The 22,437-nt window shown below is 30.3% G+C and carries 17 protein-coding genes; 15 read left to right on the top strand and 2 right to left on the bottom strand.

What is annotated here, in order from left to right; all coding sequences use genetic code 11:
* Positions 1–80: 80 nt before the first annotated feature.
* The 5 genes from yqeK (at position 81) to E6771_RS05050 (ending at position 6,675) form a co-directional block, all read left to right on the top strand.
* Positions 81–647 carry a bis(5'-nucleosyl)-tetraphosphatase (symmetrical) YqeK gene (gene yqeK, locus E6771_RS05070; RefSeq protein WP_316090057.1) on the top strand — a complete coding sequence of 189 codons (567 nt, stop codon included), beginning with the start codon at positions 81–83 and terminating at the stop codon, positions 645–647.
* Positions 648–656: 9 nt separating this feature from the next.
* Entirely contained in the window at positions 657–2,774 is a 2,118-nt protein-coding gene (gene rnr / locus E6771_RS05065; protein ID WP_316090056.1) for a ribonuclease R, read from the top strand.
* 10 nt (positions 2,775–2,784) lie between these two features.
* Entirely contained in the window at positions 2,785–3,780 is a 996-nt protein-coding gene (gene mgrA, locus E6771_RS05060) for an L-glyceraldehyde 3-phosphate reductase (RefSeq protein ID WP_316090055.1), read from the top strand.
* Positions 3,781–4,107: 327 nt separating this feature from the next.
* Positions 4,108–5,469 carry a Na+/H+ antiporter NhaC family protein gene (locus tag E6771_RS05055; RefSeq protein WP_316090054.1) on the top strand — a complete coding sequence of 454 codons (1,362 nt, stop codon included), beginning with the start codon at positions 4,108–4,110 and terminating at the stop codon, positions 5,467–5,469.
* 15 nt (positions 5,470–5,484) lie between these two features.
* Positions 5,485–6,675 (top strand): M20 family metallopeptidase, encoded by a 1,191-nt coding sequence (locus E6771_RS05050; protein WP_316090053.1) that lies wholly within the window; start codon positions 5,485–5,487, stop codon positions 6,673–6,675.
* A 74-nt stretch (positions 6,676–6,749) separates the two neighbouring features.
* Here the strand turns inward: E6771_RS05050 and E6771_RS05045 are convergent, their stop codons facing one another.
* The gene (locus E6771_RS05045; RefSeq protein WP_316090052.1) at positions 6,750–8,858 is read right to left on the bottom strand and encodes a glutamine synthetase III; all 2,109 of its coding nucleotides are present in this window, start codon (positions 8,856–8,858) and stop codon (positions 6,750–6,752) included.
* A 323-nt stretch (positions 8,859–9,181) separates the two neighbouring features.
* Positions 9,182–10,630 carry a PLP-dependent aminotransferase family protein gene (locus E6771_RS05040; protein WP_316090051.1) on the bottom strand — a complete coding sequence of 483 codons (1,449 nt, stop codon included), beginning with the start codon at positions 10,628–10,630 and terminating at the stop codon, positions 9,182–9,184.
* A 295-nt stretch (positions 10,631–10,925) separates the two neighbouring features.
* Between E6771_RS05040 and E6771_RS05035 the strand changes: the two genes are divergently transcribed.
* The 10 genes from E6771_RS05035 (at position 10,926) to E6771_RS04990 (ending at position 22,150) form a co-directional block, all read left to right on the top strand.
* Positions 10,926–12,116, top strand: coding sequence for a MalY/PatB family protein (locus tag E6771_RS05035; protein ID WP_316090050.1), 1,191 nt, complete (start codon positions 10,926–10,928; stop codon positions 12,114–12,116).
* 22 nt (positions 12,117–12,138) lie between these two features.
* Positions 12,139–13,491 carry a Na+/H+ antiporter NhaC family protein gene (locus E6771_RS05030; protein ID WP_316090049.1) on the top strand — a complete coding sequence of 451 codons (1,353 nt, stop codon included), beginning with the start codon at positions 12,139–12,141 and terminating at the stop codon, positions 13,489–13,491.
* A 39-nt stretch (positions 13,492–13,530) separates the two neighbouring features.
* Complete coding sequence (gene megL, locus E6771_RS05025) at positions 13,531–14,724, top strand: methionine gamma-lyase (RefSeq protein WP_316090048.1); 1,194 nt, start codon at positions 13,531–13,533, stop codon at positions 14,722–14,724.
* 180 nt (positions 14,725–14,904) lie between these two features.
* Complete coding sequence (locus E6771_RS05020) at positions 14,905–16,551, top strand: FAD-dependent oxidoreductase (RefSeq protein WP_316090047.1); 1,647 nt, start codon at positions 14,905–14,907, stop codon at positions 16,549–16,551.
* A gap of 339 nt (positions 16,552–16,890) precedes the next feature.
* Complete coding sequence (tyrS, locus tag E6771_RS05015; RefSeq protein ID WP_316090046.1) at positions 16,891–18,111, top strand: tyrosine--tRNA ligase; 1,221 nt, start codon at positions 16,891–16,893, stop codon at positions 18,109–18,111.
* A gap of 15 nt (positions 18,112–18,126) precedes the next feature.
* Positions 18,127–18,618, top strand: coding sequence for a GNAT family protein (locus E6771_RS05010; protein ID WP_316090045.1), 492 nt, complete (start codon positions 18,127–18,129; stop codon positions 18,616–18,618).
* The gene (nth, locus tag E6771_RS05005) at positions 18,615–19,256 is read left to right on the top strand and encodes an endonuclease III (protein WP_316090044.1); all 642 of its coding nucleotides are present in this window, start codon (positions 18,615–18,617) and stop codon (positions 19,254–19,256) included. Before E6771_RS05010 ends, nth begins: the two co-directional genes overlap by 4 nt.
* Before the next feature lie 83 nt (positions 19,257–19,339).
* Positions 19,340–20,518, top strand: a complete 1,179-nt coding sequence (nifS, locus tag E6771_RS05000; RefSeq protein ID WP_316090043.1) for a cysteine desulfurase NifS — start codon at positions 19,340–19,342, stop codon at positions 20,516–20,518.
* A gap of 11 nt (positions 20,519–20,529) precedes the next feature.
* Positions 20,530–20,916 (top strand): Fe-S cluster assembly scaffold protein NifU, encoded by a 387-nt coding sequence (nifU, locus tag E6771_RS04995; protein WP_316090042.1) that lies wholly within the window; start codon positions 20,530–20,532, stop codon positions 20,914–20,916.
* A gap of 97 nt (positions 20,917–21,013) precedes the next feature.
* Positions 21,014–22,150 carry a D-alanyl-D-alanine carboxypeptidase family protein gene (locus E6771_RS04990; protein ID WP_316090041.1) on the top strand — a complete coding sequence of 379 codons (1,137 nt, stop codon included), beginning with the start codon at positions 21,014–21,016 and terminating at the stop codon, positions 22,148–22,150.
* Positions 22,151–22,437 lie beyond the last annotated feature (287 nt).

Genomic DNA, 22,437 nt, shown 5'->3' with positions numbered 1-22,437 from the left:
AAGAGAAAATAAAATGATACACTTAAATTGACGAGAAATAAAAATCTGTGAAATGTATTTAACTTGGTGGAGGCAGTATTATGCTGGAAAAATTAAGAGAAGAAGTTAGAAAAAGAATGAGTAAAAAAAGATATATACATACCTTAGGTGTGGAGGAAAAAGCAGCAGAATTGGCAAAAAGATATGGATCTGATGAAAAAAAATGCAGAATAGCGGCGATACTGCATGATGTAGCCAAGGAAATGCAAATGGATAAAATGAAAGATATATGTCAAAAAAATTTTTCTAATGAACTTTCAAAAGAAGATATGGAGATAAATGAAATACTTCATGGATTTGCAGGATGTGTAATAGCAAAAAATGAATTTGGAATAACAGATGAAGATATTCTGAATGGAATAAAATATCATACTGTTGGGAAAAGAGGACTTAGCCTTTTAGGCAGAATAATATATATTGCAGACGGAATTGAAAAAAATAGGGATTATCCTGCTGTTGATGAAATAAGAAAAGAAGTAGAAAAAGATTTAAACAAAGGGATAATATTGGAAATTGATAAGAAAATAGAATATCTGACAGATAGAAAAAGAAAAATACATAAAAATACTGAAGATATGTGTAAATGGCTGAAAGAAGAAACAGCTTAAGGAGGAAAAATGAATTTAGATAAAGAGTTAGAAAGACTTAAACAACTTATGGATAAAGGAAAAGGATTGAAGTTGGATGAAATAACAAAACTTTTAGGATGGTCTCTTAAAAATAAAAAGGAAAATAGAGAAATACTTGAAAAGTGGATAGAGGATGGAGACCTCATGAGAAATAGCAAAGGTAAGTATAATATTCTTGAAAATCTTGGATTTGTAAAAGGAACTTTCAGTATAATAAAAGATAGATTTGCTTTTGTTGACACTGCTGATGAGGGAATATTTATTCCTAAATCTCATTTTAATTCAGCATTAGATGGAGATACAGTATTAGTAAAAATAACATCAGGTCTCAACGGAGATAAGAAAAAAGAAGGAGAAGTAGTAAAGGTAATAAAGAGAGAAAGAGATACAATAGTTGGAATACTGCAAAGAAATGAAAACTTTGGATTTGTAACTCCTACCCATTCATTTGGAAAAGATATTTATATTCCTTATCGGATGATGAAAGATGCAAAAAGTCAACAGCTTGTAGTGGTAAAAATAACTTCATGGGGAACTAATGAAAAGAAACCTGAAGGAGAAATTATAGAGATAATTGGAGATCCATATAATACAAATAATATGATTGAAGCTCTTATTGTGCGAGAAGGAATGTCAGAAACTTTTTCTAAACCTGTATTATTGGAAGCAAAAAATATACCAATAACTATACCAAAAGACGAGATAGCAAAAAGAAAAGATTTAAGAAATCTTTCTATAATAACAATAGACGGAGATGATGCAAAGGATTTAGATGATGCTGTCTATGTAAAAAAACTTTCAAATGGAAATTATAGATTGATAGTAAGTATAGCTGATGTTTCATATTATATACCTGAAGGGTCTATGCTGGACCAGGAAGCTTTTAAAAGAGGGAATTCAGTATATTTAGTAGATAGAGTTCTTCCTATGTTTCCTAAAGAAATATCCAATGGAATATGTTCTCTGAATCCTGATGAAGATAAACTTACATTTACATGTGAAATGGAAATAGACCAAAATGGTAAGGTAGTAGATTCTGATACTTATAAATCTGTAATTAAAAGTGTAAGAAGAATGACATATACAAATGTTAATAAAATGATAGCAGGAGAAGAGGAAGCCTTAAAAGAATATGCAGATATTAAAGACATGGTAATGGAAATGCTTGAACTTTCTAAAATAATTAGACAGGTAAAATATAATAGAGGAAGTATAGATTTTGATCTTCCTGAAATAAAATTAGTTCTTGATGAAAATGGAAAAGTAAAATATATTAAAAATAGAGATAGAGGAGAATCTGAAAGAATAATAGAGGATTTTATGATAGCTGCCAATGAAACTGTAGCTGAAAAACTTTTCTGGCTGGAAATACCATCAGTATACAGAACACATGAAAAACCAGATCCAGAAAGAATAAAAAATCTGAATGAAACATTGAGTAAATTTAAATATAGAATACATTCTTTAGATGAGATACATCCTAAAAAATTTCAGAAGATAATAGAAGACTCAAAAGAAAGAGGAATAAATCTTCTTGTACATAAACTTATTCTTATGGCATTAAAACAGGCAAGATATACAGTTGATAATTTAGGGCACTTTGGACTGGCTTCCAATTATTATACACATTTTACTTCACCAATCAGAAGATATGCAGATTTAACTGTTCATAGAATATTAAATTCTGTTCTTCATGGATATCCAAGCAAAAAAGTAATAGCTAAAAATGCTGAAGAACTTCCGCAAATATCTGCTCACATATCAAAAACAGAAAGAGCAGCCATGAAAGTAGAAGATGAGAGTGTAAAAATCAAACTTGTAGAATATATGATAGATAAAGTTGGAGAAGAATATGAGGCTACTATTGTAGGGTTCAGTAATAAAAGAGTATTCTTTGAAACTGAGGAACATGTAGAATGTTTCTGGGATGTAGTAGCAGCTAAACATTACTATGAATTTGATGATAGAGAATATGTGATGAAAGATATGGATGGAGGAAAAATATATAGTATTGGAGATAAATATAAGGTTATTCTAGTAAGAGCAAGTCTTGCAGAACTTGAAATAGAGGTAGTTCCTCAAGTAGCTATGGAAGAAGGGTTATAAGGAGTAATATATGAAATATGTAGCTGATGAAAAAAGATATGAGAATATGAAATATAGAAAATGTGGAAATAGCGGACTTTATCTTCCTGTAATTTCTCTAGGATTATGGCAAAATTTTGGAGAGGAAACACCCTTAGACATTCAAAAGAAAAAATTATTCAAAGCTTTTGATCTTGGAATAACTCATTTTGATTTGGCTAATAACTATGGAAGGCCAGCAGATGGTTCCGCTGAGGAGAATTTTGGAAGAATATTAAAATCTGATTTGAAGAGATATAGAGATGAAATGATAATATCTACAAAAGCTGGATATGATATGTGGTCAGGACCTTATGGAAATGGAGGTTCAAGAAAGTATCTCATAGCAAGCTTAGACCAAAGCTTAAAAAGGATGGGATTGGAATATGTGGATATATTTTATCATCATAGACCTGATTCAGATACACCTCTAGAAGAATCAATGACAGCTCTTGCTGATATAGTTAAACAGGGAAAAGCTTTATATGTAGGAATATCTAATTATGGAGCTGAAGAAGCAGAACTAGCAATAAAGATATTAAATGAATTAAAAGTTCCATGTTTGATAAATCAAATCAGATATAATATGTTTGAAAGATGGGCTGAAGAAAAATTATTTGAAATTCTGGAGAATTCAGGGACAGGTTGTATGTGTTACAGTCCCTTGGCACAGGGAGCTTTAACTGACAGATATATTAATAATGATATACCTGATAATTCAAGGGCAGCAAGAACAGGGACTACTGTAGCAGAACGTTATCTTGATAAAGAGAAACTGCTGAAAATAAAAGAATTGAATAAAATAGCAGAGGAAAGAGGTCAAACTATGGCACAAATGGCTCTTGCATGGCTTTTGAGAAGAAAAGAAGTGACAAGTGTATTAATAGGAGCAAGTAGACCAGACCAAATAGAAGATAATGTAAAAATTATTCAGAATTTAGAGTTTTCAGAAGATGAAATGATAAAAATAGAAAACATATTAAAATAAGATGGAGAAGAGAATCGTAAAAGGTTCTCTTTTTTATTATTTTATTAATTAGAAATGGTTAAAATATTTAGAGGAAAAAAGTGTTATACAACAGTTATTTTTTATATTTATCATTTTAAAATAAATCTTAAAGCACGATAAAAAATAAAATACTATAAAAATAAAACTGTTGTATATCAGTTTAAACAGTTATATCTCTTGACTAATAGACAATGAAAGATTATATTTATATTAAAGAAAATAATAATAAAATAAATATATATTCATTTGAAATATGTTTTATAAGGAGGGGGAAGAAATTATTTTTTATAATAAGGGGGTATAATTATGAACAAGAAAACAGAGGGAAAAAAAAAGAATTATGGGGGTTGGGCTTTTATTCCACTGATTATATTTTTGATAATATATTTAGGAGGAGGGATGTTTTTTTCAGCTAAAGGAGTAGCAAGTCCATTCAATCAGCTTCCAAGACATGCAGCACTGCTCATAGGAGTTATCATAGCTTTTGCTATGAATAGAAAAATGAAGCTGGACGATAAAATTAATATATTTACAACAACTTCAGGAGAAAGTGGAGTAATGATGATGGCTCTTATCTTTCTTTTGGCAGGAGCTTTTGCAGGGGTAGCAAAAGGAATGGGAGGAGTAGACTCTGTTGTAAATCTTGGGCTTACATTTGTTCCAAAACAGTTTTTAGTTCCAGGATTATTTGTTATATCAGCATTTATATCAACAGCAATGGGAACTTCAACAGGAACACTTGTTGCAGTTGCTCCAATTGCATTGGGAATATCTGAAAAAGTAGGATTAAATCCAGCAATAACATTAGCAGCAGTTTTGGGGGGAGCTATGTTTGGAGATAATCTCTCAGTTATATCAGATACTACAATTGCAGCTACTAGAGGAGTAGGTTGTGAAATGAAAGATAAATTCAGAATGAACTTCTTAATTGCTATACCAGCAGCCATTGCAACTATCATAGCCTTTACAATATTGGGAGGAGCTGGACAGATTGAGGGAGAATTAAGTTACAATCTGATAAAAGTAATTCCATATTTAGCAGTACTTGTGGCAGCAGTTGCAGGAGTAAATGTATTTACAGTTCTTATTGGAGGAATTTTATTTGCAGGATTGGTAGGATTTGTAACTGGAAGCATGACCTTTGTAACATTTTTTCAATCAGTAGCAAAAGGTATGGACGGAATGATGAATGTTACTATTATGGCTATTCTTATTAGAGGACTTATTGGATTGATAAAAGAATATGGTGGAATAGAATGGCTTGTGCAAAAACTTACTGGAAATATAAAAACTCGTAAGGGAGCAGAATACAGCATAGCTGTTTTAGTATCAGTATTAGTTTTCTGCCTTGTAAATAATACTATTGCTATTATAATCGCTTCACCAATAGCTAAGCAGGTGGGAGAAAAATTTAAAATAGCTCCAAAAAGAACTGCCAGCCTATTAGATATATTTAGTTGTGTAATACTATGTTTAGCTCCACATGCTGGAGGAATGCTGCTTATAACATCTATGGCTTCAGTTTCTCCAATAGAAATAATAAGTTTTTCTTTCTATCAGGTATTTTTAGGAATCTGTACAATAATAACTATCCAATTTGGATTGATGAAAACTAAGGAGGAAAAAGAGGCGGATTTACAAGAAAAACAAAATACTCAATTAGGATAAGAGCAGGAGGATAGAATGAATAAAATAATGGAGTTAGCAGAAAAATATTCCAAAGAAATGATAGAAAACCGTAGAATAATACATAGAAATCCAGAACTAGGTGGGCAAGAAATAAATACTTCAGATTTTATAGCAGCAGAATTAGAAAAACTAGGAATAGAAATAAAAAGAGGATTTGCCAAAACTGGAATACAGGGGATGATATATGGTAAAAATCCTTTAGGAAAAACAATAATGATAAGAGCTGATATAGATGCTCTTCCTATGAGTGAAGAGAATGAAATAGAATACAAGTCACAAGTAAGTGGAAAAATGCATGCCTGTGGACATGATGTTCATACAGCTGCTTTACTAGGGGCAGCAAGGATATTATCACAATTAAAAAATGAACTTGATGGGAATGTAAAACTTTGTTTTCAGCCAGCAGAAGAAACTGTAGGGGGAGCAGATTTGATGGTAGAAGATGGAATACTGGAAAATCCAAAAGTGGATTATGTGATTGGAATGCATGTAGAACCTAACGAGAAAATAGGAACTGTGTCTATAGAACCAGGGCCTGTGAGTTCATATCCAGATTTTTTTGAAATAAAATTTACTGGAAAAGGGGGACATGGCTCATTTCCTTCTAAAAGTATAGATCCTATATTGCCAGCAGTAGAAGCATATAATCTTTTGAATCTTATACCTAAAAAAGTGTCCCCATTAGAACCATGTGTAGTACAGATATGCAGATTTAATGCTGGAACATATGATGCAATTATTCCAAATGAAGCAATAATAGCGGGAACAGTAAGAACTTTACATAAATATAATCGTGAACTTGTAAAAAAACATATGGATAAGATAATAAAAAATATAAGTGAAATATATGAAGTGGAGTATGAGCTTTCATATAGAGGCAAAACATTCCCTGTTTATAATACTCCAGAAATAATAGAAGCTGTCAGAGAAAGTGTGAAAGATATTTTTAATAAAGGGTTTGTTGTAAATCAAAGCTTTAAGATAGGTGGAGATGATTTCTGCTTCTTTAGTGAAAAAACTCCAGCTACATATATAATAGTAGGAAGTGCAAATGAGGATAAAAATACACAATATCCACTTCATAATCCTAAATTTAATGTAGATGAAGAAGTTATAAAGATGGGAGCAGCAGCATTCTCTAAAATAGCCTATGATTATTTAAATGGTAAATACAAGGAAATATAAATTCAAGAAGCTGACTTATTTATAAGTCAGCTTCTTGATTCTATTATATTGAAGTGTGTTAAAAACAAAATTATTTAAAGATTAAATAAGAGATCAAAATATGTAGGAATAGGCCATACAGATTTTTCTATTAATAATTCAAGTTCATCTACAATGACTCTCATTTCATTAAGTACAGGGATTAATTCAGTATCATAATAGATAGTTTTTTTATAAGAATCTGAAATAGAAAATGCTGTTTTAGTACCTTCATTTAATTTTGTGATAGTATCTTTTAAACGATTCTTATAACTGATTACTTTAATAAGATGTTCTTTATCATATTGAATAAACTTTTCTTCTCCAAGAGCTGCTCTTACATTATTAATCATTTGAGAAATATTATTAATATATTTAATAATACATGGATATATTTCATTTCTTGCCATTCTTACAGCTGTTGTTATTTCAATATTTGACTGATTATTGTATCTTTCACAATAAACTTTGAATCTTGAATAAAGTTCTTCTCTAGTGAGAATATTATTTCTTTCAAATAGACTGATAGTTTCTTCTTTGATGTATATAGGAAGACCTGCAATAGTATTTTTCAAATTAGGAAGTCCAAGTTCTTCAGCCTTTTCTATCCAAGAGCTGTCATATCCATTTCCATTGAATATTATTCTTTTATGTTTTTTATATTTTTCTTTTACTAATTTTATTATAGATTTATTAATATTTTTCACTGAAGTATCTTCAGATAACAAATCTGCATATTCTTTTAGAATATCTGCAACAATAGTATTCAAAACAAACACAGGAGTTGAAGGAGAAGCACTTGAACCAGGCATTCTAAATTCAAATTTATTTCCTGTGAATGCAAAAGGAGAAGTTCTGTTTCTGTCTGAAAAATCTTTTGCTATTTTAGGTATATGAATATCTATATCAATTTTTTCTTCTTCAGTAGAGGAAACATCTATATTTTCTATATTTTTTAAGAGTTCTTCTAATTGGTCTCCTAAGAATATAGAAATAACAGCTGGAGGAGCTTCATGGCCCCCTAATCTGTGGTCATTTCCTGGAGTTGCAGTAGATGCTCTTAATATATCTGAATATCTGTCTATTCCCTCAACTACAGCCATAACATAGAGAAGAAATTGTAAATTATCTTTTGCTAGAGTATTAGGATCAAAAATATTTATTCCAGTGTCAGTTGAAAGAGACCAGTTGCAGTGTTTACCAGAACCATTTATACCTTGAAATGGTTTTTCATGAAGTAGAGCAGCCAGCTGGTGTCTGTCAGCAACTTTTTTAATTGTGTCCATAGTAAGATGATTCTGATCTACAGCTACATTTGCTGAGGTGAACATAAGAGCAAGCTCGAATTGATTAGGAGCAACTTCATTATGCTTGGTCTTAGCAATAACACCAATCCTCCAAAGTTCACTGTCAAGTTCAGCCATGAAGTTTTCAACTCTTTCTTTAATAGTTCCATAGTAGTGATCATTCATTTCTTGACCTTTTGGAGGAAGATTACCAAAAAGAGTTCTTCCTGCTAGAGATAAATCGAGACGTTTGTCCCAGAATTTTTTATCAACTAAAAAGTACTCCTGCTCCACCCCTAGAGTAACATCAATATGTTTAGTATTTGTATCACCTAATAACTTTTGTATTCTTAAAGATTGGATTTCAATAGCTTTGATAGATCTTAAAAGAGGAACTTTTTTATCAAGTGCTTCTCCATTATAACCAACAAAAGCTGTAGGAATATAAAGAGTTTTAGAAATACCATTACCTTTTAAAAACATTGGAGAAGTAGTGTCCCATGCAGTATAACCACGAGCTTCAAAAGTTGAACGCAGTCCGCCATTTGGGAAAGAAGAAGTGTCAGTTTCGCCTTTTATAAGAGATTTTCCAGAGAATTGAGACAGAATAGTTCCATCAGATGAAACAGAGATAAAGGATTCGTGTTTTTCAGCAGTGAGTTCAGTAAGGGGTTGGAACCAGTGGGTAAAGTGAGTGGCACCATTTTCAATGGCCCAGTTTTTTACAGTAGATGCAATAATATCTGCGACTTCTGGAGACAGTTCACCCTCTCCAAGTTGAGCAGATTTAAATTTTTTGAATATTGTTCCAGGCACTCTACTTTTCAAATCAAGTTCAGAAAAATAGTTAATCCCAAAAGTTTCTAGCATACTTTTCATTTTATCCTCCTTATAAATAAAAAAATATTTTTATTATAAAGAAACACGTGCTCTTTTTTTTCAAAAATTTTATTTCAAGATTTTAGCATGGGATTATATTTTATGCAATATATTTTTTTTAAGTAATAAAGTACTGAAAAAATATGAAATAAAATTTTGAAAGCATTTAAGAATAAAATCATTATTAAAAAAAACATAAATTTTTTTTATGATTTTTTTTATAAAGTTATTTAATGTACTAAAAAATAAAAAAAGTACCATAATAATACGATACTTTTTTTTAAAATAAAATTTATAAAATTTATCATAATTATTATAAAATTTTATCTTATTAAAATAGATATAAAATCTTCTTTGAATAAAAAATCTTTTTTTTGTGAAAATTCTTCCAAAGATTTTTTTATTATTTCTATTCCTCTTGTTATTTCTTCTTTTGTTACTGCTGCAAAACTTAAACGAATATGATTATTTTCCTGTTCATCATTCATATAAAATACAGAATCAGGAAGTATAGAAACTTGTCTTTCTTTCAATATATTATAAAAAATATTTGAATTGAGACCTTTTGGCAGCTTTATCCATATATATAGCCCTCCTTGAGGGATATATGGAAGTTCTATTTCTTTTATTTCTTGTAAAAGTGATAATGTGAGCTCATATTTTTCTTTAAATGCTTTTTTTAATTTTTCAATATTAGGTTCTAAATAACCTTTCTTAAGAAAAAGATGAAGTGCCATTTGAAATAAACCAGAAGACGAGATATCAGCTGAAAATTTTGCAGCAATTATATCAGAAATCAAATTATTAGGAACAATCATATATCCAAGTCTTATTCCAGGCATTATGAGCTTTGAAAAAGAATTTATATATATTACTTTATTTTTTTTATCCATAGCTTTTAAAGGAGTTGTGATATTATTATAGTAATACAAAGGAGAAAGACAGTCATCTTCTATGATTGTGAAGTTATATTTTTCTGAAAACTCAAGGATTTTTTTCTTTTTCTCCATTGACCATGAAATTCCAGTGGGACTTTCAAAATTTACCATAGTATAGATAAAATCTACTTTATTTTTTTGAAGAATTTTTTCTAATTCTTCCATATTTATACCATCTTTTTCTAAAGGAACACTTATCATTTTTGCTATTTCAGAAAATGTATTTATAGCTCCATAGTATGTCGGATTAGCAGCAACCATTGTAGTAGTTTTTCTTTTTAATATAATTTTTTTTATCAAATCAAGAGCTTGCTGAGAACCAGCAACTATTTGAATATTATTTGGAGAAGTATAAATATAGTTATTTTTTAGTTTTTCAGATATTGTTTCTCTTAATTCTAAAAGTCCTTGTGTATTAAAATAATTAAAAGCTTTTCCCCCATAATTATTAAATATATCATTTATAATTTCTTGGAATATTTCAACAGGATAAAGATCAGCATCAGGAGTAGCACTTGCAAAATTTATATCTTTATTCATTATTGCAAAATTATTTATAACAGGTTTTTGAGTACTTGATATAAGCTTGTTTTTTTCTTTTACAAAACATCCCTTTCCAGAAAGTTTATAGATGTAATTGTTTTTTTCAAGGAGATCATATGTTTTTAAAACAGTAAGAGTGTTTATATCAAATTTGATAGCTATCTGCCTTATAGATGGAAGTTTTTCATTGGGAAGAGCTTCACCAGTTTCTATCATATTTTTTATAGAGTCATATAGCTGCAAGTAAATTTTATGAGGTGAATCTTTGTAAATTATAAAATTAAGTTTCATAAAAATCTCCCCCCTTATATCCCCAACTGTTTTATATAAATTGATAATGTTTAATATAAATAAAAAGTTAAAAGTGTTATACAACAGATATTAAAACAGTTTTTATTATTTGAAAACAGAGCTTAAAATACGTGAAAAGCACACTTATGCAAAAATTATAAACTGTTGTATATCAGTTTTGACAGTTATATGTCTTGACTAAAAGAGTATAACAGTTTATAGTTATATTATAATATATGAATTAAAAAATTGCTATGTATTAAAAAAATATAAGTTGTTTCTGTAAGGAGGAAAAATGAAATATTCTTTTGATGAAAAAATTGACAGAACAGGAAATCATTCAGCTAAATGGGAAGAAATGGGAAAGAAATTTATATCAAATGATTTATGGCCAATGTGGATAGCAGATATGGACTTAAAAACAGCTCCTGAGATAATAGATGCCATGAGAGAAAAGGTGGAACAGGGAATATTTGGCTATGTATATAGACCAGACTCTTATTATAAGGCAGCGGCAGACTGGTTAGAAAGAAGATTTGGATATAAGATTGATCCATCTACTCTTATAAACAGTCCAGGAGTTGTACCTACACTTTCTTTATTAGTAAGAGGGATGACAAAACCAGGAGAAAAGATACTTATTCAAAGTCCAGTATATTATCCTTTTGCAGCTACCATAAAGGATAATGAAAGAGAAGTAATGGAAAATAAATTGATAAAAGATTCTGATGGATATTATACAATAGATTTTGAAGACTTTGAAAAAAAGGTTTCTGATGAAAATGTTAATTTATTTATTTTGTGCAGTCCCCACAATCCAGTGGGAAGAGTATGGAAAAGAGAAGAACTTCAAAAAATGTCTGATTTATGTTTAAAATATAAAGTAAGAGTTATTGCTGATGAAATCTGGAGAGATATAATAATGCCAGGACATAAACATATACCAGCAGCTTCTCTTGGAAAAGAAATAGAATATAATACTATTACTTGTTTCTCACCAACTAAAACATTTAATATAGCTGGTCTTCAAGCTTCATTTGTAACATTTCCAAGGAGAGAGGAATGGGAGAAATTTGACAATGAACTTGGGATATTGGATATAAAAAGAAATAGTCCATTTAGTCTGGTAGCATTTGAAACTGGATATGTAAAATGTGATGAGTGGGTAGATCAGCTGATTGAACACTTGAATGGAAATATGGATTATGTGATTAAATTTGCAGAAGAAAAAATACCAGAGATAAAAGTTGGAAAACCTGAAGGAACTTATCTTATGTGGCTTGATTTTTCTACTTTAGGATTATCTAAAGAGGAATTGTCAAAGTTTATGCAGGAGAAGTGTAAGATAGCATTAGATGATGGATTTTGGTTTGGAGAAAATGGAACAGGATTTGAAAGAATGAACATAGCATGCCCAAGATATATGGTGGAAGAAGGAATGAATAGAATAGAGAATGGAATCAAAAAATGGAGAGAAAAAAGATAAAAAATTAGGGGAGGTTTAATTTATGAATGGAAAAAATGATGAAAAAAAATATGGGGCAATAGCATTTTTGCCTTTATTGGTATTTTTAGCTCTGTATATAGGAAGTGGGCTTATGTTTACGTTTATGGGAGTAGATGGAGCATTTAAAAAGTTTCCTAGACATGTTGCTCTTCTTATAGGTATAGCAGTGGCATTTATAATGAATAGATCAATGAAGCTTGAGAAAAAGATAGATATATTTTCTGAAAATGCAGGAAATGCAGGAGTTATTCTTATAGGATTAATTTATCTTCTAGCTGGAGGATTTCAAGGAGCAGCAAAAGCAATGGGTGGAGTTGAATCAGTAGTTAATCTTGGATTGACATTTATTCCAAGTGCAGCTTTAGTTCCAGGTGTATTTCTTATATCATGTTTCATTTCAACTGCAATAGGAACATCTATGGGAACAGTTGCAGCTATGGCTCCAATAGCAATAGGTGTAGCTCAGGCAGCAGGATTAAATCTGCCTCTGACATGTGCTGCTGTTATTGGAGGAGCATATTTTGGAGATAATCTTTCAATGATATCAGATACTACTATTTCTGCAACAAAAGGTGTAGGATCAGAAATGAAAGATAAATTTAAGATGAACTTTTTTATAGCTCTTCCAGCAGCTATAATTGCAATAATAGGATATTGGATATTTGGAGGAGCAGGAGTTATAACAGGAGCACATCCATTTTATTTACTTCGTGTAATTCCATATGTAGTAGTACTGATTGCAGCTTTAATGGGATTTAATGTAGCAGGAGTTTTATTTATAGGGATAGCAATGACAGGAGTTATTGGTCTTGGAGAAGGAAGTATAAGTTTCTTGGATTGGGTGGGAGCAATAGGTAGCGGAATGGAAGATATGTTCAGCATAACTATTGTAGCTATATTGATCTCTGGGTTGATAGGCTTAATTAAATATTATGGTGGAGTAGACTGGCTAGTAAATAGTATTGTTTCTAGAATCAAGGAACGTAAAGGAGCAGAATATGGAATTGGACTTCTTTCAGGACTTTTATCAGCAGCTCTTGTAAATAATACAATAGCTATCATTATATCAGCTCCTATAGCCAAAGAAATAGGAAAAAATTATGGAATTGCTCCAAAACGTCTTGCCAGTCTTATAGATATATTTGCATGTGCTTTCATTGCATTGACACCTTATGATGGAGGTATGCTTATAGTTACAGGACTTTCAGATGTATCACCTATGGCTGTATTAAAATATATGTTCTATATGTTCGCTTTGATAATAACAACTTGTATAACAATTCAATTTGGATTGCTGCGTACAAAAGAAGAAAAGGAATTTATTGAAAAAAATCCTAATGGTATAAGAGAATAAAATTAGAAACATTATTTTAAATTTTATGGAGGGGGAGCAATGAAAGATTTGAAAAATAAAGGAATAGGAACAATAGCTATTCACGCAGGACAAAGTAAAAATCCATTTGGAGCTTTATCTACTCCAATATATCAAACTTCTACATTTATATTTGATTCAACAGAGCAGGGGGGAGCCAGATTTGCAGGAGAAGAGGAAGGATATATTTATTCCAGACTTGGAAATCCTACAACAGCAGTAGCAGAGGAAAAAATAGCTGCATTGGAATGTGGAGAGGCAGCAGCAGCTACATCTTCCGGAATGGGAGCAATTTCATCTGTCCTTTGGACACTCTTAAGAGCAGGAGATCATGTAATAGCAGATAAAATATTATATGGATGTACATTTGCACTATTGTGTCATGGAATGACTAGATATGGAGTAGAAGTTGAATTTTTAGATACTTCTGACCTTGAAGCAGTAAAAAAAGCAATGAAGAAAAATACAAGAGTAGTATACTTAGAAACACCAGCAAATCCTAATTTGAAAATATCTGATATAGAAGAAATATCAAAAATAGCTCATGCAAATGAATATACAAAAGTAGTAGTAGACAATACATTTGCCTCTCCATATTTACAGAAACCTTTACAATTAGGAGCAGATGTAGTAGTTCATTCAGCAACTAAATATTTAAATGGGCATGGAGATGTAATAGCAGGATTTGCAGTTGGTAATAAGGAACTTATATCAGAAATAAAACTATTTGGAATAAAAGATATGACAGGATCAGTATTAGGTCCAACAGAAGCTCATCTTATAATAAGAGGATTAAAAACATTTGAAATAAGAATGCAGAGACACTGTGAAAATGCAATGAAAGTTGCTGAATATCTAAATGCTCATCCTAAAGTGGCAAAAGTGTATTATCCAGGCTTAAAAGATCATGAAGGTTATGAAATAGCAGTAAAACAAATGACAGGATTTGGGGGAATAATGTCATTTGAGCTTAAAGGAGGATTTGAAGCAGGAAAAACATTGCTGAATAATGTTGAAATGTGTGCATTGGCAGTAAGTTTAGGAGATACAGAAACATTGATACAGCATCCAGCTTCTATGACTCATTCAGCTTATACAAGAGAGGAATTAAAAGAGGCAGGGATACCAGAAGGGCTGGTAAGATTGTCAGTAGGATTGGAAAATATAGAAGATATAATAGGTGATTTAGATAAAGCTTTGGAAAAAATAAAATAAGCATAAAATAATGAAAAAGTAACAGAAAGAAATTAAGCACATCTAATAATATTGAATAAAAACAATATTTACAGATGTGCTTTTTACTGTATAAATATGAAAATACTTTTCTTTACAATGATTAGGATTTTTCTTATAATTTATCTATGAATCAAGGCATAAGGCATGGAGGGTATAAAAATGAAAAAAGTATTAATAGTAGGTGGAGTAGCTGGAGGAGCTTCTGCTGCAACAAGATTAAGACGTTTAGATGAAAACTTGGAAATAATAATTTTTGAAAAAGGAGAATATGTTTCTTTTGCTAACTGTGGGCTTCCATATCACATAGGAAATATTATTGAGAATAGAGACAGTCTACTGGTTCAGACACCAGAAAAATTAAAAAATAGATTCAATTTAGATGTAAGAATAAATAGTGAAGTTATATCTATAGACAGCAACAATAAAATAGCTAAAATCAGAAAAAATACAGGAGAGGAATATGAGGAAAATTTTGATTATATGGTTTTAGCTCCTGGAGCAAAACCAATGCTTCCACCAATAAAAGGAATTAATAATAAAAAAATATATACTTTAAGAAATATAAATGATATGGACAAAATAAAAAGGGAAGTAACAGTTCAAGGAATAAAAAATGCAGTAGTTGTAGGAGGAGGATATGTGGGAGTTGAAACTGCTGAAAATCTTCAGCATATAGGAATAAATACTACACTTATAGAAGCAGCTCCCAATATATTAACACCATTTGATAGTGAAATGGCAAATTTTTTAGAAATTGAACTTGTTTTAAATAAAATAAATTTAATGACAAACAAAAAAGTTGTTGAGTTTGAAGAAAAAAATGAAAAAATATTTATACATCTTGAAGATGGAGAAAAAGTGGAAAGCGACATAGTGATTTTTTCAATAGGAGTGGTTCCAGATACAGCTTTTCTAAAAGATTCTGGAATACAGTTGGGAACAAAAGGGCATATACTGGTAAATGATAATTTGGAAACTAATATAAAAGGAATATATGCAGCTGGAGATAGTATATTAGTAAAAAATTATATAACTGGAGAAAAAAGTGCAATTCCATTAGCTGGGCCAGCCAATAGACAAGGAAGAATAGCAGCAGGAAATATTGCTGGAAGAAATGAGACATATAAAGGAAGTTTAGGAACAGCAATAATAAAGGTTTTTGAATTAACAGGAGCTTCAACAGGACTAAATGAAAGAACTATAAAAAATTTAAAGATGAAATATGAAAAAATATATTTACATCCAAATGATCATGCTAATTATTATCCAAATGCTACACCTATGTCAATAAAAGTAATTTATAATAAAGAAAATAAAGAGATATTAGGTGCACAGGCAGTTGGAATAAAAGGAACAGATAAGTTTATAGATGTCATAGCTACAGTGATAAAATTTAAGGGAACAATATATGATTTAACAGAATTGGAATTAGCATATGCTCCACCGTTTTTATCAGCTAAATCTCCAGCTAATATGGCAGGATTTATAGGAGAAAATATTGAAGATGGTTTGTTTGAACAAATATTTTTTGAGGATTTGGAGAATTATGAAGAAGATAAGCATATTATTTTAGATGTAAGAGATGAAATGGAGCTTCCAAGCGGGATATTTGATAATAGTATAAATATATCACTTTCAGAGTTGAGGAAAGAAGTGAAAAAACTTCCTAAAGATAAAGAAATATGGACATATTGTGCAGTGGGATTGAGAGGATATCTAGCTTCAAGATTTTTACTTCAGAATGGGTATAAAGTAAAAAATATAGCTGGAGGAATAAAAAATAAAGTCATGAAAAGAGAATCATAAAAAATGGAGCAGAGAGAAATCTCTGTTCTTTTTTATATTTAAGAAAATAATTCAAGGTAATAAAAGTTTGAAAAAATAATAAAAACATGATAAAATTTAAAGAAATGAAAATATAAAGAGGTCTAAAATGTTTAGTAAAAGCAATGTATTTATAACATCTTCATACTATTACTGCTATTAGGATTTAGGAAACTAAATCCCTTTTGTCATGCAGTTATATAGTAAAGGGGATGTATTAATAGATAGAAAAGCCTATTGATACAATCAATAGGCTTTTATTTTTCTTTAAAAATAAAGAGCTTTGTGCTAAAATAGTATAGAAAAATAAGGGAGGACGAGATGGAAAACGTATTTGATGTGCTGGTAGGACGTGGATATTTAAAACAATTTACTCATGAAGAAGAAATAAGAGAAATACTGGGAAAAGAGAAAGTTACTTTTTATATAGGGTTTGACCCAACAGCAGACAGTCTTCATGTAGGGCATTTTATTGCCATGATGTTTATGGCTCATATGCAGAAACATGGTCATAGACCAATAGCTCTTTTAGGTGCAGGGACAGCTATGATAGGTGATCCAAGCGGAAGAACTGATATGAGAACTATGATGACAAAGGAAATTATTGCTCATAATGCAGCATCTATAAAAAAACAAATGGAGAAATTTATAGATTTTTCAGATGGAAAAGCTATACTCGAAAATAATGCAGACTGGTTACTAAAACTTAATTATGTGGATTTTATAAGAGATATAGGAGCACACTTTTCTGTAAATAGGATGCTTGCAGCTGAATGTTTTAAATCTAGAATGGAAGTTGGACTTTCTTTTCTTGAATTTAACTATATGCTTATGCAAGGATACGATTTTCTTGTGTTGAATCAAAAACATGGATGTACTATGCAGCTGGGAGGAGATGACCAATGGTCTAATATGATAGCTGGAGTAGAACTTATCAGAAAAAAAGAACAAAAGCAGGCTTTTGCAATGACATGTACTCTTCTTACTAATAGTGAAGGAAAGAAAATGGGTAAAACTGCAAAGGGAGCTTTATGGTTGGACTCAGAAAAAACATCTCCTTATGAATTTTACCAATACTGGAGAAATGTTGATGATGTAGATGTTGAAAAATGTCTTTCATTATTGACATTTATTCCAATGGATGAAGTAAAAAAACTGAGTGCATTAGAAGGAGCAGAGATAAATGAAGCTAAAAAGGTACTTGCTTTTGAAATTACCAAAATGATTCATGGAGAAGAAGAGGCACTTAAAGCTAAGACAGCAGCAGAAGCTTTATTTGGAGGAGGACAGGATATGAGCAGTGTCCCTTCAGTAGAGATAGAAGAAAATACCTTAGGAACTGGGCTTGTAGATTTTTTAGTGGAAAAAGGGATATTGAAAACTAAAAGTGAAGGAAGAAGGCTTGTTCAGCAGAATGGATTAAATATAGGAGAAAATAAAGTAACTGATTTTGCTATGCCTATAACCAAGGATCTTTTTGTTGATGGAGAATTTCTTGTAAAAATTGGGAAGAAAAAATATCATAAAGTAGTTTTAAAGTAGTCAAAGGTGAGTTTGTTGATTGAAATAATATTGAGAAAAATGATGGATAAAGATATACCAGATATTTATAAATATATCCATTTAAATTATGTGGAAAAGTACTATCCTGATAAAGAAAAAGATCAGTGGGAAGCACATAGAAGATGGTATAGTTTTGTTATTAATTCTCCCACATACCTTTTTTATACCATAGAAAGTTTGAGCAGCGAATTTTTAGGAACTGTAAAATTTGAATTAGATGAAGATGAAGCTATTATAAGTGTATATCTCATAGAAGGCATAAGAGGAAAGGGATATTCAGAAACTGTTGTTGTTAATAGTATCAATGAACTCTGCTTTGAAAAGCCAAATATAAAAAAAATATCAGCATACATATTGGAAGAAAATGAGATATCCCAAAAGGTATTTCTTAAAATTGGATTTAAAAGAAAAAAAAATGAAGAATATAATGGAACTGAACATATTTTATTTGAGAAGAAAGTGAGAGCTTTAGAGGAAAAATTATGACTAAAAAAGAAAAAGTAAAAAAAATACTTGAAAATCTTCATGAAAAATTTGGAGATCCTAAATGTGCTTTGAATTTTAAGACACCTTTTGAACTCCTTGTAGCCGTTATTCTTTCAGCACAATGTACAGATGTAAGAGTAAATATTGTTACAAAAGAAATGTATAAAAAAGTTAATACTCCTGAAGAATTTGCAGCTCTTCCAGTAGAAAAAATAGAGGAAATGATAAAAAGTACAGGATTTTTTAGAAATAAAGCTAAAAATATAAAATTATGCAGTCAGCAACTTCTTTCTAAATATAATGGAGAAATACCAAAAGATATGGATAAGCTTATAGAACTTGCAGGAGTGGGAAGAAAAACAGCCAATGTGGTAAGAGGAGAAGTATGGGGTCTGGCAGATGGAATAACTGTAGATACTCATGTTAAAAGATTATCAAATCTTATTGGGTTGGTAAAAAATGATGATCCTGTAAAAATAGAACAAGAACTTATGAAAATAGTTCCTAAAAAAGACTGGATAGATTTTTCACACTATCTTATATTACAAGGAAGAGACAAATGTATAGCCAGAAGACCAAGATGCAGTGAATGTGAAATAAGAGAGTTTTGTAACCATGGAAAAAATATAGATAAGTAATCATTTTAATTCTTGACAAAATAAATAAAGAATGGTATAACATAGTTGACAAGTAAGAAATGTAATTCAAGGAGACGATAAATATGAGAGTTTATCTAGACAATAATGCAACAACAAAGATGGATAATGAAGTATTTGAAGCAATGGTACCTTATTTAACTGAGTATTATGGAAATGCTTCAAGTTTGCATCTTTTTGGTAAAGAAACAAATAAGGCTATGAATGAATCAAGAGAAATTATTGCAAAGTATCTTGATGCAGAACCTAATGAGATAATATTTACTGCCTCAGGAAGTGAATCTGATAACCTTGCAATTAGAGGAATAGCTAGAGCATATAAAAATAGAGGAAAACATATAATAGCAAGTCCAATAGAGCATCCAGCTATAAAAAATACCTTGAAAGATCTTGAAGATGAAGGATATGAAGTAACAATTCTTCATGTTGATAAAAATGGAATGATTGATGTAGAAGAATTGAAAAGTGTGATAAAAGAAGAAACTATTTTAATAACTGTAATGCATGCTAATAACGAAGTTGGAACTTTTCAACCTATAGAAGAAATAGGAAAAATAGCAAAAGAAAATAAAATTATATTTCATGTGGATGCAGTTCAGACGATGGGAAAAGTTGATATAAAACCAAAAGAAATGGGAATTGATCTTCTTTCTTTTTCAGCACATAAATTCTATGGTCCTAAAGGAATAGCAGCTCTTTATTGGAGAAATGGTGTAAGATTTGGAAAAGTTCTTACAGGTGGAGGTCAAGAAGGAAAAAGAAGACCAGGAACTTCAAATGTTCCAGGAATGGTTGGAATGGCTAAAGCTTTAGAAATAGCTTATAGAGATATGGCAGAAGAATTTAAAAAAGAGGAAGAACTAAGAGATTATTTTGAAAGCGAAGTATCAAAAAAAATACCTGAAATAGTAATAAATGCTAAAGGAGTGAAAAGACTTCCAGGAACTTCAAGCATAACATTTAAATATCTTGAAGGGGAGTCAATTCTTCTTAGTTTAAGTTATAAAGGAATAGCAGTAAGTTCAGGGTCAGCTTGTTCATCAGATGATCTGCAGGCTTCACATGTATTACTAGCAATGGGGATTGAACCTGAGTTTGCTCATGGAACTATTAGATTTGGTCTAGGAAAATATAATACAAAAGAAGAAATAGATTATACAGTGGAAGTTCTGGTAGAAGTGATCGAAAAGTTAAGAGCGATCTCTCCTCTTTGGAATGAATTTAAAATAAATAATAGTAAATAAGGAGTATGAAAATGCAATATACAGAAAAAGTAATGGAACATTTTATGAATCCGCACAATGTTGGAGTTATTGAAAATCCATCTGGTTATGGAAAAGTAGGGAATGCTTCATGTGGAGACATAATGGAGATATTTATTAAAGTAGAAGATAATATAATAACTGATGTTAAGTTTAGAACTTTTGGATGCGCTTCAGCAATAGCTAGCTCTTCAATATCTACAGAACTTATTATGGGAAAAACTGTTGATGAAGCTCTAGCTCTTACAAATAAAAAAGTAGTAGATGCATTAGGTGGACTTCCACCAGTAAAAATGCATTGTTCTGTTCTTGCAGAGGAAGCTATTAAATTAGCTATTGAAGATTATCTTTCTAAAAAAGATAAAAAAGAAGAAAAATAGAAAATAACTCAATTAAAATTTAAATTTTGATATAAGCTTCTGTAAATTTATGATATAATTTTACAGAAGCTTATTTTTATACAACAGGAGATGCAAAATGAAGAAAATTTTAAATGTATTGTTATTAACTATTATACTTGCAAGTTCCACAGTTTTTGCTAAAGAAGCTGAAGATGAAGTTGCATTGAAAGAAGAAAAACCTTTATATAAAGCGATGCTTTTAGGAGATAATAGAGGAAAGATATATTATTCAGAAAATATTGATGAAAAATATCCATTAGCTTCTCTAACAAAAATGATGACTTTAATGGTAACTTTTGATCAATTAGAAAAAGGCAGCATAAAAATGAAAGATAAAATTAAAGTAAGTAAGAAATCAGCTCAAACTGGAGGAAGCAGAATCCCTATGAAAGAGGGAGATGTTTTTACTCTTGAAGATTTAATTAAAGCGACAGCCATATATTCAGCTAATAATGCAGCTTATGCAATAGCCGAATATATAGGAAAAGGTGATGCAGATAAATTTGTAAAATTGATGAATAAGAAATCCACAGATTTAGGACTAGAAAAGGAATTGGAGTTTTATACACCAGCTGGCCTTCCAAGTGATATGACCAAAAAGGGAATGGATGCTGGAACAGCAAGAGGGATATACAAATTGTCACTTGAGGCTGCTAAATATAATAAATATATGGAGATAGCTTCTATAAAAGAAACTACTATACGTGATGGAAAATTGAAAATAAAAAATAGAAATCTTTTATTGGGAGAAGAGGGAATATATGGAATTAAAACAGGACATCATTCTAAAGTAGGATATAATATTTCTGTATTAAGTGATAAAGAAGATATGCAGATATTTACAGTTGTTGTAGGAGGGCCTACTTATAAAAAAAGAGATGAAAGTGTTTTAAGTCAAATGGAAGAATTTTATGAGCATTATCATTTTAGAAAACTTACTGATGAAAATATTTCTATAGCTAAAGTTCCTGTATTCAGTGGGGATAAAGAATATGCTGATTTATATCCTGATAAGAATTTTACAGATATTTTGAATAAAGACAGTGATATAAAAATATCTATAAAAAGAAATAAAGGGGTAATTGCTCCAGTAGAATCAGGAAAAACTTTAGGAGAATATAAAATTGTGGTAGATGGAAATGTTGTTGAATCTGGAAAACTTGTAACAAAGGAAGAAGTAAAATTGAGTATATCTCTAAAAAATATATTTTAAAAATAAAAGAAATCTTGGGGAATAGATTTGATATTGAAATTAGGAAAATCTAATAATATAAAAGATAAATTAAAGAGTTTAATAAATAAATAAATTTTTTTGAAAAAAAACAAAAAAAATATTGACGGAATATTAAAACTATGGTATTATAATCAATGTACCGCAGGAAAGCGGGAATCAAAAAGCAATAAAAAAGGACATTAACAACAGAATAGAGAGAGAAGAAAAAATCAACAAACAATAAATAGGTGTAAATAATCAGTTAAAAAAACTGAGTAAATAGATTG

This window comes from Fusobacterium sp., from assembly GCF_032477075.1.
In the GTDB taxonomy this organism is placed as follows: domain Bacteria; phylum Fusobacteriota; class Fusobacteriia; order Fusobacteriales; family Fusobacteriaceae; genus Fusobacterium_A.
The sequence above is the reverse complement of the archived record's forward strand: the minus strand, read 5'-3'. Positions and strand labels throughout refer to the sequence as shown.

Bases quoted from the DNA above. Each gene is read 5' to 3' on its own strand.
- E6771_RS05030 (WP_316090049.1), top strand. From the start codon at position 12,139: ATGAATGGAAAAAATGATGAAAAAAAATATGGGGCAATAGCATTTTTG.
- E6771_RS05040 (WP_316090051.1), bottom strand. From the start codon at position 10,630: ATGAAACTTAATTTTATAATTTACAAAGATTCACCTCATAAAATTTAC.
- E6771_RS05055 (WP_316090054.1), top strand. From the start codon at position 4,108: ATGAACAAGAAAACAGAGGGAAAAAAAAAGAATTATGGGGGTTGGGCT.
- rnr (WP_316090056.1), top strand. From the start codon at position 657: ATGAATTTAGATAAAGAGTTAGAAAGACTTAAACAACTTATGGATAAA.
- tyrS (WP_316090046.1), top strand. From the start codon at position 16,891: ATGGAAAACGTATTTGATGTGCTGGTAGGACGTGGATATTTAAAACAA.
- E6771_RS05050 (WP_316090053.1), top strand. From the start codon at position 5,485: ATGAATAAAATAATGGAGTTAGCAGAAAAATATTCCAAAGAAATGATA.
- mgrA (WP_316090055.1), top strand. From the start codon at position 2,785: ATGAAATATGTAGCTGATGAAAAAAGATATGAGAATATGAAATATAGA.
- nifU (WP_316090042.1), top strand. From the start codon at position 20,530: ATGCAATATACAGAAAAAGTAATGGAACATTTTATGAATCCGCACAAT.
- E6771_RS05020 (WP_316090047.1), top strand. From the start codon at position 14,905: ATGAAAAAAGTATTAATAGTAGGTGGAGTAGCTGGAGGAGCTTCTGCT.
- E6771_RS04990 (WP_316090041.1), top strand. From the start codon at position 21,014: ATGAAGAAAATTTTAAATGTATTGTTATTAACTATTATACTTGCAAGT.
- E6771_RS05045 (WP_316090052.1), bottom strand. From the start codon at position 8,858: ATGAAAAGTATGCTAGAAACTTTTGGGATTAACTATTTTTCTGAACTT.
- yqeK (WP_316090057.1), top strand. From the start codon at position 81: ATGCTGGAAAAATTAAGAGAAGAAGTTAGAAAAAGAATGAGTAAAAAA.
- E6771_RS05035 (WP_316090050.1), top strand. From the start codon at position 10,926: ATGAAATATTCTTTTGATGAAAAAATTGACAGAACAGGAAATCATTCA.
- nth (WP_316090044.1), top strand. From the start codon at position 18,615: ATGACTAAAAAAGAAAAAGTAAAAAAAATACTTGAAAATCTTCATGAA.
- megL (WP_316090048.1), top strand. From the start codon at position 13,531: ATGAAAGATTTGAAAAATAAAGGAATAGGAACAATAGCTATTCACGCA.
- nifS (WP_316090043.1), top strand. From the start codon at position 19,340: ATGAGAGTTTATCTAGACAATAATGCAACAACAAAGATGGATAATGAA.